A 15412-nucleotide genomic window follows, 5' to 3' on the forward strand; every position below is an offset into this window, starting at 1 on the left:
TTGATGATGATAGACATCGCATCTCCCTTTCAATTAAGCAAACTGAACCTTCTCCTTTTGAACAAGCTACAGCTGACTTACACGAAGGCGATGTGTTTGAAGGCGAAGTTAAATCTTTAACTAACTTCGGTGCTTTTGTTGAAGTTGCTGATAATATTCAAGGTTTAGTTCACGTTTCTGAAATATCATATAAACACGTAGACAAGCCAAGTGATGTTTTAAAGGTTGGTCAAAAAGTTAAAGTCAAGGTCTTAAACATTGACCCTGGTGAGCGTCGCATTTCACTTTCTATGAAGGCTGCTGAGCCAAAGAATTCTGAAAATGAAGGCAACCATTCACACAGTTCATATAACCGCAATTCAGTAAATAAAAAATATATGAACAATGATGACAGCGGCTTTGCTTTAGGTGACATCATAGGTGACCAATTAAAAGATCGTCGTTAATTTAAATAAAAAGCCGACTCTTAAGTCGGTTTTTTTATTTGTAAAAGGAGGCTGAAAAATGGTTTTACCCGTAGTTGCAATTGTAGGACAGCCTAATGTTGGTAAATCAACGCTTTTCAACCGGATTATTAATCAACGGTTAGCAATAGTTGAAGATAAACCAGGCGTAACTCGAGACCGTAATTATGCGCAAGCTGAATGGTTAGGGCACAAATTTGATTTGATTGATACTGGTGGAATAACCTGGGAAAATAGTAATATCGAAGAAGAAATAAGAGCCCAAGCTGAAATAGCAATTGAAGAAGCTGATGTAATCATCTTTTTAACTAATGTCGCTAATCACGTTACAAATCTTGATGAGCGCATTGCCCAAATGCTTTATCAAACTAAGAAGCCAGTGATTTTAGCTGTGAACAAAGCTGATAATCCTGAGCAGCGGATGGACATTTATGATTTTTATAGCTTAGGTTTTGGCGATCCTATTCCTGTTTCAAGCGTGCATGGCACGGGTATTGGTGATTTGCTGGATCAAATAGTGCAAAGTCTGCCGAAAGACTTGGAGCAAAATGAGCAGGAGCAAATTTCTTTTAGTGTAATAGGTCGTCCTAATGTAGGAAAATCATCAATTGTCAACCGCCTTGTGGGTGAAAAGCGTGTAATTGTTAATAACGAAGAGGGAACGACCCGCGATGCAGTTGATACCCCTTTTGAAATAGATGGTACTAAATTTAGAATTGTCGATACAGCTGGTATAAGGCGAAGGGGAAAAGTTTACGAAAAGACTGAAAAATACTCAGTAATGAGAGCAATGGGTGCAATTGAACATTCCGATGTTGTCTGCTTAGTACTTGATGCTAGCACAGGTATTAGAGAGCAGGACAAGCATGTTGCTGGGTATGCCCACGATGCTGGTAGAGGGATTATTATTGTTGTCAATAAATGGGATTTGCCTAAAAAGACAAGTAACAGTGGCAAGAATTTTGAACAAATTATTCGTACAGAATTTCAATATCTTGATTACGCTCCTATTTTATTTGTTTCAGCAAAAACGGGGCAAAATCTGGCGAAAATTCCCGAATTGGTTCGAAGAGTTTCTCATAATCAGCAACAAAGAATTAAATCCAGCGTGTTAAATGACCTCTTACTAGAAACCAGCAAGTTAGTTCCGACGCCTATGATTAAAGGTAAAAGATTACGCGTTTACTACATGACACAGGTATCCACTAATCCACCAACTTTTGTCGTATTTGTCAATGATCCGGAATTAATGCATTTTTCATATCAGCGCTTTTTAATTAACCAGTTAAGGGAAAATTTTGACTTCTCCGGCACCCCTATAAAAATTATTGCTCGAAAAAGAAAATAGTTTGTATCTACCAAAGACACAAAAATCACATTTTTAGAGGTAATTGCTTGTTGTATCAAGGGTTTTGTGCTATTTTGAAATCAAGGAAAAAAGTGATGCTAATAATCATTTATTCCCTGTTCCTCAATTGAGGAATTAAATAAGGATCTTACTAAGAGATTCAAGTTACAGGAGGTGAATTCCCAATGGCAAATAAGGCAGAATTAGTCACTGAAGTTGCAGCAAAAGCTAAATTAACTAAAAAAGATGCAGCTACAGCAGTTGATGCAATTTTTAGTTCAATCCAAGAAGATCTTGCTAAAGGCAAAAAAGTACAATTAATTGGCTTTGGTACTTTTGAAGTACGTAAGCGCGCAGCTCGTAAAGGACGTAATCCACAAACAGGCGATGAAATCCAAATTCCAGCAAGTGTTGTACCTGCATTTAGACCTGGTAAAGCTCTTAAGGAAGCTGTTAAATAGCTCAATGACTTTATTTAAAAGGTGGTGGCTTAATTCGCCATCATCTTTTTTGTTTGATATTATTTATAGGTGTGATTGACCTGATCGGCAAAAAATAAAATAATGGAGGAATGAAAAATGAGCTATTCTGAAAAGCTGCTTGACGCAATTGAGCGGCAAGATTTTTCTCAAGAAAAGTCATTATTACAAAAAGCCTTGGACAAAGATGAACCAGAGATTTTAGCATCACTGGCTGAGAATTTGGTGGGATTAGGATTTACCGATCTAGCAAAAGAAATTTATCGCAGTTTAATTGCCCGCTTTCCCAAAGAAGACTTATTTAAAATTTATTTAGCTGAGATATTATTAAATGACGGTCAAGATGATGATGGTTTAACTTTGCTTTATAGTGTTACTCCTGGCTCCTCTGCCTATCTCGATAGTTTGCTTGTTCAAGCTGACTATTATCAAACTAATGGTCTACTGGAAACGGCCTATCAAAAACTGCTAGAAGCTGAAAAAATTGCACCTGATGAAGATGTCGTGAAGTTTGGGTTGGCTGAATTAGATTATCTAAGTGGCCATTATGAACAAGCACTTTCGAGATACCAAGATTTGTTGAAGCGTCATCAAACATTTAGTGAAGTCAATTTAAATGACCGTCTGTTTCGAACTTTAGCCAAATTAGGACGTTATGAAGAGGCAGGAGAAGTAATTGCTAAAAATGGCAATGATATTCTTGATATTGACAGTAAATATCAGGCTGCCTTAGTAATGTTAACACTACATAGAGACGATCAGGCAATCAAGTATTTGAACGAAGTAATCGATCAAAGTCCTGATTATGTTAATGCCTATAGGTTGTTAACTACGGCATATGAGCATAAAAATGATAATGAACAAGAATTACGCTCGGCGCAATTAGGAATAGCATATAACGAACTTGACCCCGTTCTTTATCAAAAAGGAGCACAAGCAGCCGTTAGGTTGAATGACTTAGATACAGCTAAAAACTTATTACAAAAAGGAATAAAAAAACTTCCTGAAAACTTTGATTTGCGTTTGCAGCTATCTAATCTTTACGTTAGAGAAAACGACAATGAAGCAAATATTGCTCTTTTTGCCCAGGTTGACGATGAAGATTTGGAACCACAGGTTCACTGGAATTTAGCACTTTCTTACCAAAATTTAGATCAAAGTGCAAAAGCAAAAAGTGAGTTTTTATTAGCCTATCCTGAATTTAAAAATAATAGTGCTTTTTTAAAACAAATGTTGCTATTTTTTAATACCGAACCTAATTCCCAAGACATCGTAAGAGAATTATTAGAAGCATATCTAAAACTCGAACCCGAAGATACTGAGATGCAGGAAATGTATGATGAATTATTGTCCTAATTGCTCAATTAATATAAGTATCTGGATTTTTTAAAAAAGTTTTGTAATCATCCACCTTAGATTTAATAATTTAAAAAGGCAAATTAACTAGTTACGAAAAACTTGAGTTATTTGCCTTTTTTAAATCTTTATGCAGCTATTTCCTAATCAGCAGGTGGTGGCTTTTTTGCTTATAAGTAAAGCCTTCGCCTAAAACCTCATGAACTTCAATAACACTGACAAATGCCTTGGGATCTTCAGCAGCTATTAATTCTTTTACCAGGGGAATTTCTCTGGGAGAAACTACTAAGTAAATTACTGGTCTTTTAGTTTTTTTATAACCACCACGAGCCTCAAGATAGGTGAAGCCGCGATCCAGCTTTAAGTCAATCATTTTTGCAATTTCTTGATAATGATCAGAAATAATAAGCAGACCACGTGCAGAATATGCACCCTGTTGAACTGCGTCCATAACACGTGACAGAATAAACGCGGCTACTAGCGTATACATGATATGTTTGAGGTCTAGGTACGTTAATGAAGATAATAAAATAATGGTATCGCAAAACAGTAGAACTTTGCCAGAAGATATGCCATATTTCATTTGCATAATTCTGGCGATAATATCTGTACCACCTGAAGTGCCATTAAAACGAAAAACTAACCCTAACCCAATGCCAGAAAGGGTGCCTGCCAGAATTGCTGACAAGAAGAGGTCGTGTTCTAGGTTTAATTGAGATATAATAGGAATTAAGCGCCAGAACCATAGGAAAAAGGACAGCCATAATGTTCCCCATATAGTATAGGCCAATAGTCTTTTGCCCATAAAACGGTATCCTAAGATGATTAGCGGTATATTAAGCAGCAGGGACGATAATCCCATGTTAATGCCCCAGAAGTGTCTTAATAGCAAGGTAATACCGCTAATACCACCATCTGTGAGTTTATTTGGTACTGAGATCATGTCAAGGCTGAGAGCATAAATCGCACAGCCAATCATAATCATTAACAGTTCCATGATGCTTTTTTTGTTAATTTTTTGCATAATAAAAACTTTCTTTTCTAAACCATTACCTTTAGCCTACCATAAATTAAAAACAAAAAAACTAATAAATGAGTTGATTTAATAATGATGAAAATAAATAATTTACCAGCTATTTTTACCGCAGCTTTTCCGGTACTTCAACAGTTAGAACAAGCAAATTACGAAGCATATTTTGTTGGTGGTTCTGTTCGCGACCTGCTTTTAAAAAGGCCGATACACGACATTGATATTGCCACGAGTGCCTATCCAGAAGAAGTTAAACAGCTTTTTCCTAAGACAATTGATACCGGAATTAAGCATGGCACAGTTACCGTTTTGCATGGCGGTTCAAGCTATGAAATAACTACCTTTAGAACAGAATCAGGTTACCAGGACTTTCGCAGACCCGATCACGTTACTTTTGTGCAAAATTTAGCTGAAGATTTAAAAAGGCGTGATTTTACCATTAATGCTTTAGCGATGAATAGAAAAGGTGAAATAATTGACCTTTTCAACGGCATAGGAGATTTACAAAAGCACCTCATTAAAGCAGTAGGAGATCCAATGAAGAGGTTTCATGAAGATGCTTTACGGATGATGAGAGCTGTTCGCTTTATGAGTCAGCTTTGTTTTGACCTGGAACCTCAAACTGAAAAAGCCGTAATGGATATGCATCAACTATTGCCCAAAATTTCAGTTGAACGAATTCGTGATGAGTTTGTCAAAATGGGTACCGGAATGAACTCACGCGCAGCTTTCAAAGTTTTTTTACAGACGAAATTAAGTGAGGGTGTGCCGGATTTTGCTGGTAAAAGTGAGTTGCTGGGGATCTATCCCAAACTGAAATTTAACCCAAGTATGGAAACCAGTTTGTGGGCTATCATAATCATTTTATTGAAAATTACGGATAATCAGATAACTCAGTTTATGCGTGATTGGAAAAATTCAAATGCCATGACGGAAAAAGTTAAAAAAATTGTAAATTTGTTTGACTTAATTTCTGCAAAATCTCCTTCTGACATTGAATTATTCAATGCTGGTAAAGAGACTCTTCTTAACACTATTGATGTAGCTCACATTTTAGGACAACCAATCAATTCTGAGGCTTTAGTAGATCGCTATACGGCTTTACCGATTAAATCAATGTCTGAACTTGCCATTGACGGGCAATTCTTAATAGCTTATGGCGTAAAGCCAGGACCAAACTTAGGCCAAATACTTAATCAAATAAAGCAAAAAGTCATTGCAGGTGAATTAGTCAACTCTGAAGATGATATTCAAGAATATTTAGAGCAAATTAAGTAATTCAAACGTACAGTAGTACGGAGAAAAACATTAGGGTTGAGCCTAAAATAACGAATAGATGCCAGATTACATGAATAAAGGGAATACCTTTCATTGTGTAAAAAAGGGCACCAACAGTATAAGCTACGCCACCGCCAACTAAAAGCCAAAATCCCGTGGGACTGAGTCGGACATACAGGTAGTTGCCAGCTAAAATTACGAGCCAGCCCATTGCGACATACAAAATAGTATCAAGTATTACATGCTTACCCCTATTAAAAATATAGTAAATGATGCCAAATATAGCGATGATCCAAACCAAACTGAACAGTAAAATACCCCATTTACCACCAATGGCGACTAATGAAAAAGGGGTATACGAACCAGCAATTAGCAGAAAAATTGATGAGTGATCAAAAATTTGAAAAACATTGCGGGCGCGGGTAAAAATCAAACTATGAAAAAGTGTAGAGAATAAATATAGCAGAAGCAAACAGGAACCATAAATAGTAAAAGTTACGATTCTTAAGAGGCTATGGGTTGAAACTGCTTTAATGATTAACAGAATCAGACCTGCTACTGCTAAACAGAAGCCGATACCATGGGTGACAGCACTTAAAATGTTATCTATTAAGTAGTATGTTTTGGATCTTTGAGCAGGTTCCTGCCATAACTTTTGCAATTTCATCATGAAACAGTTTGTTCGCTTTCTTTTATTTACAAGTTTTTTTGCTATAATGATTTATAATTAATACAGTTCACATTCTATCATAAATGAGAACATCTAAGCAGAATTGAGGGCGAGTACGTTGTCAGAAATTAAAATTTTGACTGATTCTTCCGCGCAGTTAACGCCAGAAGAAATAAAAAAATATCATATTACCGTTGTGCCTTTGTCGGTCACAATTGACGGCAATACCTATATTGATGGAGTGGAAATAACCAGACAGCAATTTGTCCAAAAAATGAGCGAGTCTAAAAAGTTGCCAACCACCAGTCAACCACCAATCGGAACAATAGTTGATACCATTAATGAGCTGACTAAAGATGGCAGTGAGGTCATCGGCATTTTTCTAGCCAAAGTGTTAAGCGGAACAATTGATGCTGCTCGTCAGGCTGTGAAATTAACGGGTAAATCTGATCTGGTTCATATTGTTGACTCTGAATTGACGGATCGTTCTGAAGGCTTTCAGGTTTTGGCTGCTGCACGCGATATAGCTGCAGGCAAAACTATTCCTGAAATTTTAGCTCATATTGAAAAAATCAAAAAAACTCAGCGTTTACACTTACTAGTTGTTAATTTAGAAAATGTTATTAAGGGTGGACGTTTGGGTCCCTTAGCTGGCAAAATTGTGAACATGCTTAATATCAGAATTGAATTGCAGATGCCTAATGGCCATTTGAAAATTGCTAAAAAAGGTCGCGGCAAGAAGTTCTCTTTAGCTTTTGATAAGCGCATTTTAGATGAGATCGAAGCTAATAAAGAAAAAATTAAAGAAGTTGGCATATCGTATGTCGCTAATGGTAGTACGCCGCAGAAGCTTCTTGATTTAGCCCAGAAAATTAAAGATATCAATTCCAAAATAGATGTTTTGGTGAGAGAAACCAGTCCTATTATTGCTACACACGCAGGGATGGGTGCTTATGCAATTTTGTATTATACGGAGTAGAAATTGGCCTATAGAGAAAGTTTTTATCGTTATTTGATGACTCAGCGCAATGCTGATTCAAATGATGAAGTTGCACAATTTGCCAATAACGCACAAAATGATCAGACTTTTCCTAAACAAGAACAGAATTATGAGAAGTTATCTGATTATCTTGAGCTCAACGCTGGCTATTTACCAAGTATGAGCATTTTTGATAAAGCATATCAAATGTATCGTGAAAAGATGACGTATTAATTTAAGGCTTCCTTGAAATTTGAAGCCATTTTAGTTTGGGAAAGGCAGATAATGGTTAACATTCAATGGTATCCGGGGCATATGAATAAAGCCCGGAATCAACTTGAAGATAAAATGAGCTTGATTGATGTCATCGTTGAAGTTTTGGATGCAAGAATTCCTCAATCCTCACGTAATCCAATGATCGAAAAATTGGTGGGAGATAAGCCACACTTAATTATTTTAAATAAGGCAGATTTAGCTGATCCAGTAATGACTAAAAGATGGCAAAAGAAATTTACCACCAAGGGAAAATATGTGATGGCTTTGGATTCTCTTCATAACACCAATATGCAGATATTAGTGAAAATGATTAAAAAAGCTGCTGCTAATAAAATTAATAAGTTAACGCAAAAAGGGGCAGTCAGCCCGGTGATTAGAGTGGCTATTGCCGGCATCCCTAATTGTGGTAAATCAACCATTATTAATCGTCTTGTAGGCCGAAATGTGACTCAAGTTGGTAATAAACCGGGAGTAACAAAGGGTCAAAATTGGTTAAAAACTACTGAAAATATTCAAGTTTTAGATACTCCAGGTATTTTATGGCCTAAGTTTGAAGACCAAACAGTTGGGTTAAAGCTTGCCGCTCTTGGTGCCATTAAGGATACTGTCTTTAGTGCCGATGATGTAGCTTTATTTGTTTTATCAAAATTGCGCAAACACTATTTGAACGATTTAAGTAAGTTTGCTCGCACACCAAAAGCTGAAATTGAACGAATTAATGATACTGATTTGTTATTGGCATTAACTGAAGAATACGGCATGCGTGATGATTATGATCGCTTTTCTATGTACCTATTACAAAGGCTGCGCAAGGGAAAAGTAGGAAGGATTACATTAGATCGCATATGACGATTGGAGAAATTAAAAAATTACTTGCTAAGGATGCAGTTAGTCCAGAAGATTTGAATATCTTAAAAAATGATACCCGTGTTGGTGTGCAGAAACTACTACTTAGTTACAATAATCGTCAGCAAAAATTAGCTAAGAAGAAAGCTGCCTTTTTAAAAAGATTTGCATATGAAAAAACTTTTTGGGCAAAAAGCCAAATAGTTGCAGGTGTAGATGAAGTAGGCAGAGGTCCATTAGCGGGTCCGGTCGTGACAGCTGCTGTAGTCATTGATAACAGTTTTGATCTAATTGATGTTAATGACTCTAAAAAATTAAGCGCCAGTCAGCGTTTAGAATTATATCCATTAATTTTAGAAAAAGCAGTTGATGTGGCAATTGGAGTTAAAAGTCCTGAGATTATAGATAAAGTAAACATATACGAGGCAGACCGGTTGGCAATGGCTGAAGCGGTAAAGGATTTACATGTTAAAACTGATGCCTTGCTGGTTGATGCTATGCAAGTACCGGTTAATCTACCTCAGGTTCGTTTAATTAAGGGAGACTCTAAGTCAAACTCTATTGCCGCAGCCTCGATTGTAGCTAAAGTTTTCCGGGATAAGTTGATGGCGGACTATGCCCGAATTTATCCCGAATACCATTTTGAGGAAAATGCTGGTTATGGCACTCAAACTCATATTCAAGCACTTAAGAAATACGGGCCATGTCCAATTCACCGCAAAACTTTTGCACCTGTAAATTCTTTTTATCAATAAAAAATATTCCTTCTTTTTACGTATTTGTATTTAGGAGGTTTTTTTATGGAAATTACCAGCTTTCTTTTACGCCTGAAATTACAAAAAAACATCGGATATGTTAAGATGTTACGAGTTGCGAGTCAGTTAAATGTTGATGAGGTCACTATTCAAACTATCAAAAATTTGGATTTGACAAGCAGCTTGATTAAAACCTGCATTAATGCTTATAATGACATGCATGCAGATAAAATGATTAAAAGAGTAGAAAAACAATGTCAAATTATCAGTTTTTTTGATTCTGAATATCCTGAGAACTTACGTCAAATATACCAGCCACCGTTAATTTTATTTTTACAAGGTAATGTACAATTGCTGCAAAAAGACATCGTAACAATAGTCGGCTCACGGCAGGCGACCAGTTACAGCAGTATTGTTTTGAATAAGATTGTACCTAACTTAATAAAAAATGATTATGTTATTGCCAGTGGCTTGGCCAAAGGCGTAGATGTAATGGCACACAAAGCAACATTAAAATATCATGGTCAAACAATAGCGGTGGTAGGTAATGGCTTAAATCATTATTATCCCATGGTAAATTGTCATGTGCAGGAACAGATTGCACAAAATGGGTTAATACTAAGTGAGTACCTACCAGATACTCCGCCTAAGCCATTCAGATTTCCTCAACGAAACAGAATTTTAGCTGGTATAGCTGAAAGTGTAATTGTCACAGAAGCCAAGCAAAAATCTGGGTCTTTAATTACAGCTAATTTAGCTTTACAAGAAAATCGTAATATCTATGCTGTTCCGGGACCAATTACCAGTGAGCTTTCTCAAGGACCTAATAAACTCATTCAAGCAGGAGCTTATCCCATTACTGATTTTGATTTCTAACTTGAAAGATTTGACAATTAGTAGTTAAATATTCTATTCTCAATTAAGTATTTAAAAAAGAATTTAATGAGGAGGCTTTTGATGCCTACTAAATCAAAGCCAAAGAAACGTAAAAAAACATTAGTCATAGTTGAGTCTCCGGCAAAGGCTAAAACTATTGAAAAATATTTGGGGCGTAATTATCGTGTTATCGCTTCAAAAGGACACATTCGTGACTTACCTAAATCACAGATGGGAATTGACTTCGACAATAATTATAAGCCAAAGTATATTTCAATTAGGGGTAAGGGCGATACCATTAAGGAACTTAAGTCTGAAGCTAAAAAAGCTAAAGATGTTTATTTAGCGTCCGACCCCGATCGCGAAGGCGAAGCCATTGCCTGGCATGTTGCCCATGTTCTTAATTTAGACCAAAAAGACAAAAATCGAGTTACTTTTAATGAAGTCACTAAAGATGCCGTCAAAAACAGTTTTAAAAATCCTCGAACCATCGACATGGATACTGTTAACGCGCAACAGGCCAGGAGAATACTGGATAGAATTGTGGGATACTCTCTTTCTCCTATTTTATGGGAAAAAGTTAAAAAAGGCTTGAGTGCTGGACGTGTTCAGTCAGTTGCTTTAAAGCTGGTGATTGATCGGGAAAAAGAGATCAAGAACTTTAAGCCCCAGGAATACTGGACAATTGACGCTGAATTCAAAAAAGCGACCAAGACTTTTAAGGGTCAATTCTGGGGGATAAACGGCAAGAAAACTGATTTGCCGAATAATGATGCTGTACAAAAAGTTTTAACTAAAGTCGATAAAAAGAAAATTTTTCAAGTTGAGAATGTGGTTAAACGTGAACGCCGGCGCCAACCAGCTGCCCCCTTTACTACATCCACTTTGCAGCAGGAAGCCAATAAGCGTTTGAATTATCGTACTAGAAGAACTATGAGTATTGCTCAACAATTGTATGAAGGAATTAGTCTGGGTAAGCAGGGCACTGTTGGCCTAATTACCTATATGAGAACGGACTCTAAGCGTACTTCTCCGGTGGCGCAGGCTGAAGCTTCAAGATTTTTAAATGAGAAATACGGTAAAGAATACGCTGCCAAAGGGGCTCGCCATTTTAAAAATCAAGAAGATGCTCAAGATGCCCACGAAGCAATTCGACCAACTAGCGTCTATCGCACACCAGAGTCGCTTAAATCCGTTTTAACAACTGAACAGTATCGTTTATATAAGTTAATTTGGTCCCGCTTTTTAGCCAGTGAAATGACTCCTGCTATATATGATACGGTAAGAGCAGATATCACTCAAAATGGAGTAATTTTTAGAACAACCGGTTCTAAAATGAAATTTGCCGGGTTTACCAAGGTTTATGATAACCAGCAGGAAACCAATATTGAACTGCCGGAATTAAATAATGGCGATGAAGTCAAACTGACTAAATCAGATAACAAGCAACATTTCACCATGCCACCTGCTAGATATACCGAAGCAAGCTTAGTTCACGCGCTTGAAGAAAATGGTGTTGGTCGGCCTTCAACTTATGCGCCTACTATTGATACAATTCAGCGTCGTTATTACGTGAAATTGGATAGTAAAGCGATTGTACCAACCGAATTGGGGGAGATCGTAGACAATTTAATTGAGCAATTTTTCCCTGACATCGTCAATATTGATTTTACGGCCCAACTTGAAAATGACCTTGACGGAATCGAAGAGGGCAAGAAAAACTGGGTTAAAGTCATCGATGAGTATTACCATCCCTTTAAAAAAGAATTAGACAAAGCCGCTGCCGGTATTAAAAAGGTGCAAATTAAGGATGAGCCTGCAGGATTTAATTGTGACATTTGTGGTGCACCAATGGTTATTAAAATGGGACGTTATGGTAAGTTTTATGCTTGTTCTCGTTTTCCTGATTGTCGTAACACCAAAGCAATAGTGAAAAAGGTGGGCGTTATCTGTCCTAAATGTGGCAAGGGTGACGTTATTGAGAAAAAGTCTAAGCGTAACCGTAAGTTTTATGGTTGTTCGCGCTACCCGGATTGTGATTTTGTTTCCTGGGATAAACCGATTAACCGTAACTGTCCCAACTGCGGTCATTTTCTCATTGAAAAGAGAAATAAAAAGGGACCTGTTGTTCTTTGTCCGAACGGCGATTATAAAGAAGAAGCCAATAATGAGAAAAACCCGTTAGAAAGTTAAATTTATGTTAATATCATCAGATCATTTGTGGTTTGATGATATTCTTGTATATAAGAAAATAATTTTAGCAAAGGAATATGATGATATGCCTGAAAAAGTAACTGTAATCGGTGGTGGCTTAGCTGGTAGTGAAGCAGCTTGGCAATTAGCTAAACGTGGAATCACGGTTGATTTTTATGAAATGCGTCCGGAAAAAATGACTCCTGCTCATAAAACAGACCAGCTGGCCGAACTGGTATGTACCAACTCAATGCGTTCGAATCAATTATCTAATGCGGTTGGGTTATTAAAAGAAGAAATGCGGCAACTTGATTCACTAATTATGGCGGCTGCTGATTATTCTCAAGTTCCAGCAGGAGGAGCGCTTGCAGTTGATCGGACTGAATTTAGCGGCTATGTCACAAGCAAGTTGCATTCTTTACCTAACGTTAATTTTTACACCAAAGAGATTACACAAATCCCGTCTGACCCAATCGCCATTGTGGCTACAGGTCCTTTAACTAGTGACAAGCTTGCCGCAGAAATACAAAAATTTTCTGGTGCAGAAAGTTTGCATTTCTTTGATGCAGCAGCTCCGATAATTGCTGCTGCTTCAATCGATATGAACATCGTTTATAAGAAATCACGTTATGATAAGGGAGAGGCTGCATATTTAAATTGCCCCATGACAAAGCAAGAGTATGAGAATTTTGCGCAGGAATTAGTTAATGCCGAAACGGCTGAAGTTCACGACTTTGAAAACAGTGATGTTTTTGAAGGTTGCATGCCGATTGAGGTAATGGCAAAAAGAGGACCTAAGACAATGCTTTTTGGTCCCCTTAAGCCAGTAGGGTTAGAAGATCCGACTACTGGCAAAATTCCTTATGCCGTGGTTCAGCTCAGACAGGATAATGCAATAGCATCAATGTATAATATAGTTGGTTTCCAAACGCATCTTAAATATGGCGAACAGAAACGCGTTTTTTCAATGATTCCCGGTCTTGATCATGCTCGTTTTATTAGGTATGGTAAAATGCATCGCAATACTTATATGGCTTCACCAGCTGTTTTAACTCCAGCGTATGAGGCAAAAAAGCAGCCTGGCTTATTTTTTGCCGGTCAAGTTACCGGGGTTGAAGGCTATGTTGAAAGTGCTGGCAGTGGTCTTGTTTGCGGAATTAATGCCGCCAGAAGAGCTAATGGGCAAGAACCGGTGACTTTTCCCAAATTAACTGCTTTAGGTTCGATGGCTAATTATGTCACTAGCGCCGATATTAAGCATTTTCAGCCAATGAATGCCAGCTTTGCACTAATTCCTGGACTAGAAGGGCGTAAGATCCGTAATAAGAAAGAACGTCATTTACAAATAAGCCAGAGAAGTTTAGAGAATTTGAAGGAATTTCAACAGAAAGTATTGAATTAAATGAATGAACAACAAGATGATTTACTAGTTCTTTTTACCGACTATTTACTCAATGAGCGTCAGTACAGCCCTAAAACAATTGTCTCCTATCAAACCGACTTAAAATCAGCAAAAAGGTTTTGGCAGGATTCAGGGGGATTTGATGGTTGGAAAAAAATAGGTAGAAGAGACATTGAAATATATCTGCAGCACTTAGCCGATCAAAATTTAGCGCGTTCGACACAGTCGCGCAAGATGTCTAGTCTTAGGTCGTTTTACCGCTTTTTAACTAGACGCAAAATTGTTAAAATTGATCCTACCCAGACTATAATTCTACGTGCCAAAGAGCGCAAACTACCTCAGTTCTTTTATGCTCCTGAACTTAAGCAGGTTTTTGACTCATTATCTGGAACTGACCCGTTAACTTTGCGTAACTTGGCATTAATTGAATTGTTTTATACTACGGGGATGAGGGTCAGTGAAGTAAGCAATTTAAAAAGAAAACAAATAGATTTAGATTTAAAGATAATTTTAGTTCATGGTAAGGGTAATAAAGATCGGTATGTTGCTTTTGACGATCAGACTAAAGCTGCTTTGGTCAAGTACTTGGAAGATGGTCGCCAGCAACTTTTAAATGATCAGGAAGATTCAGGCTATGTATTTCTAAACAACACAGGAAAGCGGCTAACAGAACGTGGTATCGAGTATATCATGCAAAAAGTTTTCAATGGAGCTGGCATTAATGGTAAAGTACATCCGCACGAGTTGCGCCATTCATTTGCAACGGCAATGTTGAATAACGGCGCCGACTTGCGTAGTGTACAAGAACTCTTAGGCCATGATAATTTGTCAACAACTCAAATTTACACGCATGTAACTATGAGTCATTTGCAGGCAAACTATGAAAAATACTTTGCTCGCAACGATAAGAAAGATGAGGCAAAATAATGACAACAATATGTTCAGTAAAATTTAATGGTAAAACCGCAATTGCTGGTGATGGCCAGGTTACTTTAGGAGAAAAAGTAATAGCCAAAGCTACTGCTAAAAAAATAAGACGAATTTATCATGATCAAGTGGTAATTGGTTTTGCTGGTGGTGTAGCTGATGCTGTCAGTTTGCAGGATATGCTTGAAGGTAAACTGGAAGCTTTTGGTGGAGATTTACGCAGGGCAGCCGTTGAAATGGCTCAGGCTTGGCGTAAAGATGCCACTTTGCAAAAGCTGGAAGCAATGCTGATTGCGTTTAATGAAAAAGATCTTTTGCTAATTTCGGGAAACGGTGAAGTGCTTGAACCCGATGAAAATGTAGTGGCGATTGGTTCTGGCGGAAATTTTGCCCAAGCAGCCGCAATTGCAATGACTAGACATTCCTCTAATATGACTGCCAGTGAAATTGCTCATGAAGCAGTTGAAATAGCCTCTGGAATTGATATCTTCACTGATGATCAGATTATCACAGATGAATTGTAATAACGGAGC

At 37.4% G+C, this 15412-nt stretch carries 16 protein-coding genes; 14 read left to right on the top strand and 2 right to left on the bottom strand.

What is annotated here, in order from left to right:
- The 4 genes from Q0R51_RS01305 to Q0R51_RS01320 form a co-directional block, all read left to right on the top strand.
- A partial coding sequence (locus Q0R51_RS01305) for a S1 RNA-binding domain-containing protein (protein WP_294756151.1) occupies window positions 1-446 on the top strand: 446 nt, incomplete at its 5' end.
- Window positions 447-504: 58 nt separating this feature from the next.
- Entirely contained in the window at window positions 505-1812 is a 1308-nt protein-coding gene (gene der / locus Q0R51_RS01310; protein ID WP_294756153.1) for a ribosome biogenesis GTPase Der, read from the top strand.
- 185 nt (window positions 1813-1997) lie between these two features.
- Window positions 1998-2273, top strand: coding sequence for an HU family DNA-binding protein (locus Q0R51_RS01315; RefSeq protein WP_046324801.1), 276 nt, complete (start codon window positions 1998-2000; stop codon window positions 2271-2273).
- Between the two features lie 117 nt (window positions 2274-2390).
- Entirely contained in the window at window positions 2391-3647 is a 1257-nt protein-coding gene (locus Q0R51_RS01320; RefSeq protein ID WP_294756154.1) for a tetratricopeptide repeat protein, read from the top strand.
- 136 nt (window positions 3648-3783) lie between these two features.
- Here the strand turns inward: Q0R51_RS01320 and Q0R51_RS01325 are convergent, their stop codons facing one another.
- A complete protein-coding gene (locus Q0R51_RS01325) occupies window positions 3784-4671 on the bottom strand; it encodes a YitT family protein (RefSeq protein ID WP_294601589.1) in 888 nt (295 codons plus the stop codon).
- 84 nt (window positions 4672-4755) lie between these two features.
- On the opposite strand from Q0R51_RS01325, the gene Q0R51_RS01330 reads away from it, so the two are divergent.
- Window positions 4756-5955, top strand: coding sequence for a CCA tRNA nucleotidyltransferase (locus tag Q0R51_RS01330; RefSeq protein ID WP_294756156.1), 1200 nt, complete (start codon window positions 4756-4758; stop codon window positions 5953-5955).
- A 1-nt stretch (window position 5956) separates the two neighbouring features.
- Here Q0R51_RS01330 and Q0R51_RS01335 read toward each other — a convergent pair whose 3' ends face one another.
- Entirely contained in the window at window positions 5957-6622 is a 666-nt protein-coding gene (locus Q0R51_RS01335) for a hemolysin III family protein (RefSeq protein WP_294756395.1), read from the bottom strand.
- Between the two features lie 121 nt (window positions 6623-6743).
- Here Q0R51_RS01335 and Q0R51_RS01340 point away from each other — a divergent pair, with 121 nt between their 5' ends.
- The 9 genes from Q0R51_RS01340 (at window position 6744) to hslV (ending at window position 15403) form a co-directional block, all read left to right on the top strand.
- Window positions 6744-7604: a DegV family protein gene (locus tag Q0R51_RS01340; RefSeq protein ID WP_122037567.1), complete on the top strand. Its 861-nt coding sequence runs from the start codon at window positions 6744-6746 to the stop codon at window positions 7602-7604.
- A 3-nt stretch (window positions 7605-7607) separates the two neighbouring features.
- Complete coding sequence (locus Q0R51_RS01345) at window positions 7608-7838, top strand: YozE family protein (protein WP_046324806.1); 231 nt, start codon at window positions 7608-7610, stop codon at window positions 7836-7838.
- Between the two features lie 51 nt (window positions 7839-7889).
- On the top strand, window positions 7890-8729 hold the full coding sequence (gene ylqF, locus Q0R51_RS01350) for a ribosome biogenesis GTPase YlqF (protein WP_294756159.1): 840 nt from the start codon (window positions 7890-7892) through the stop codon (window positions 8727-8729).
- A complete protein-coding gene (locus Q0R51_RS01355) occupies window positions 8726-9481 on the top strand; it encodes a ribonuclease HII (protein ID WP_294756161.1) in 756 nt (251 codons plus the stop codon). Before ylqF ends, Q0R51_RS01355 begins: the two co-directional genes overlap by 4 nt.
- 45 nt (window positions 9482-9526) lie before the next feature.
- Window positions 9527-10357, top strand: a complete 831-nt coding sequence (gene dprA, locus Q0R51_RS01360) for a DNA-processing protein DprA (RefSeq protein WP_294756163.1) — start codon at window positions 9527-9529, stop codon at window positions 10355-10357.
- Window positions 10358-10438: 81 nt separating this feature from the next.
- A complete protein-coding gene (gene topA, locus Q0R51_RS01365; RefSeq protein WP_294756164.1) occupies window positions 10439-12550 on the top strand; it encodes a type I DNA topoisomerase in 2112 nt (703 codons plus the stop codon).
- Window positions 12551-12635: 85 nt separating this feature from the next.
- Complete coding sequence (gene trmFO, locus Q0R51_RS01370) at window positions 12636-13952, top strand: methylenetetrahydrofolate--tRNA-(uracil(54)-C(5))-methyltransferase (FADH(2)-oxidizing) TrmFO (RefSeq protein ID WP_294756397.1); 1317 nt, start codon at window positions 12636-12638, stop codon at window positions 13950-13952.
- On the top strand, window positions 13953-14879 hold the full coding sequence (gene xerA, locus Q0R51_RS01375; protein WP_294756165.1) for a site-specific tyrosine recombinase/integron integrase: 927 nt from the start codon (window positions 13953-13955) through the stop codon (window positions 14877-14879).
- Complete coding sequence (hslV, locus tag Q0R51_RS01380; RefSeq protein ID WP_046324812.1) at window positions 14879-15403, top strand: HslVU peptidase proteolytic subunit; 525 nt, start codon at window positions 14879-14881, stop codon at window positions 15401-15403. The genes xerA and hslV overlap by 1 nt, the downstream gene beginning before the upstream one ends.
- The last annotated feature ends 9 nt before the right edge of the window (window positions 15404-15412 follow it).

The sequence above is a fragment of the uncultured Lactobacillus sp. genome (assembly GCF_946477725.1).
Taxonomy (GTDB): Bacteria; Bacillota; Bacilli; order Lactobacillales; family Lactobacillaceae; genus Lactobacillus.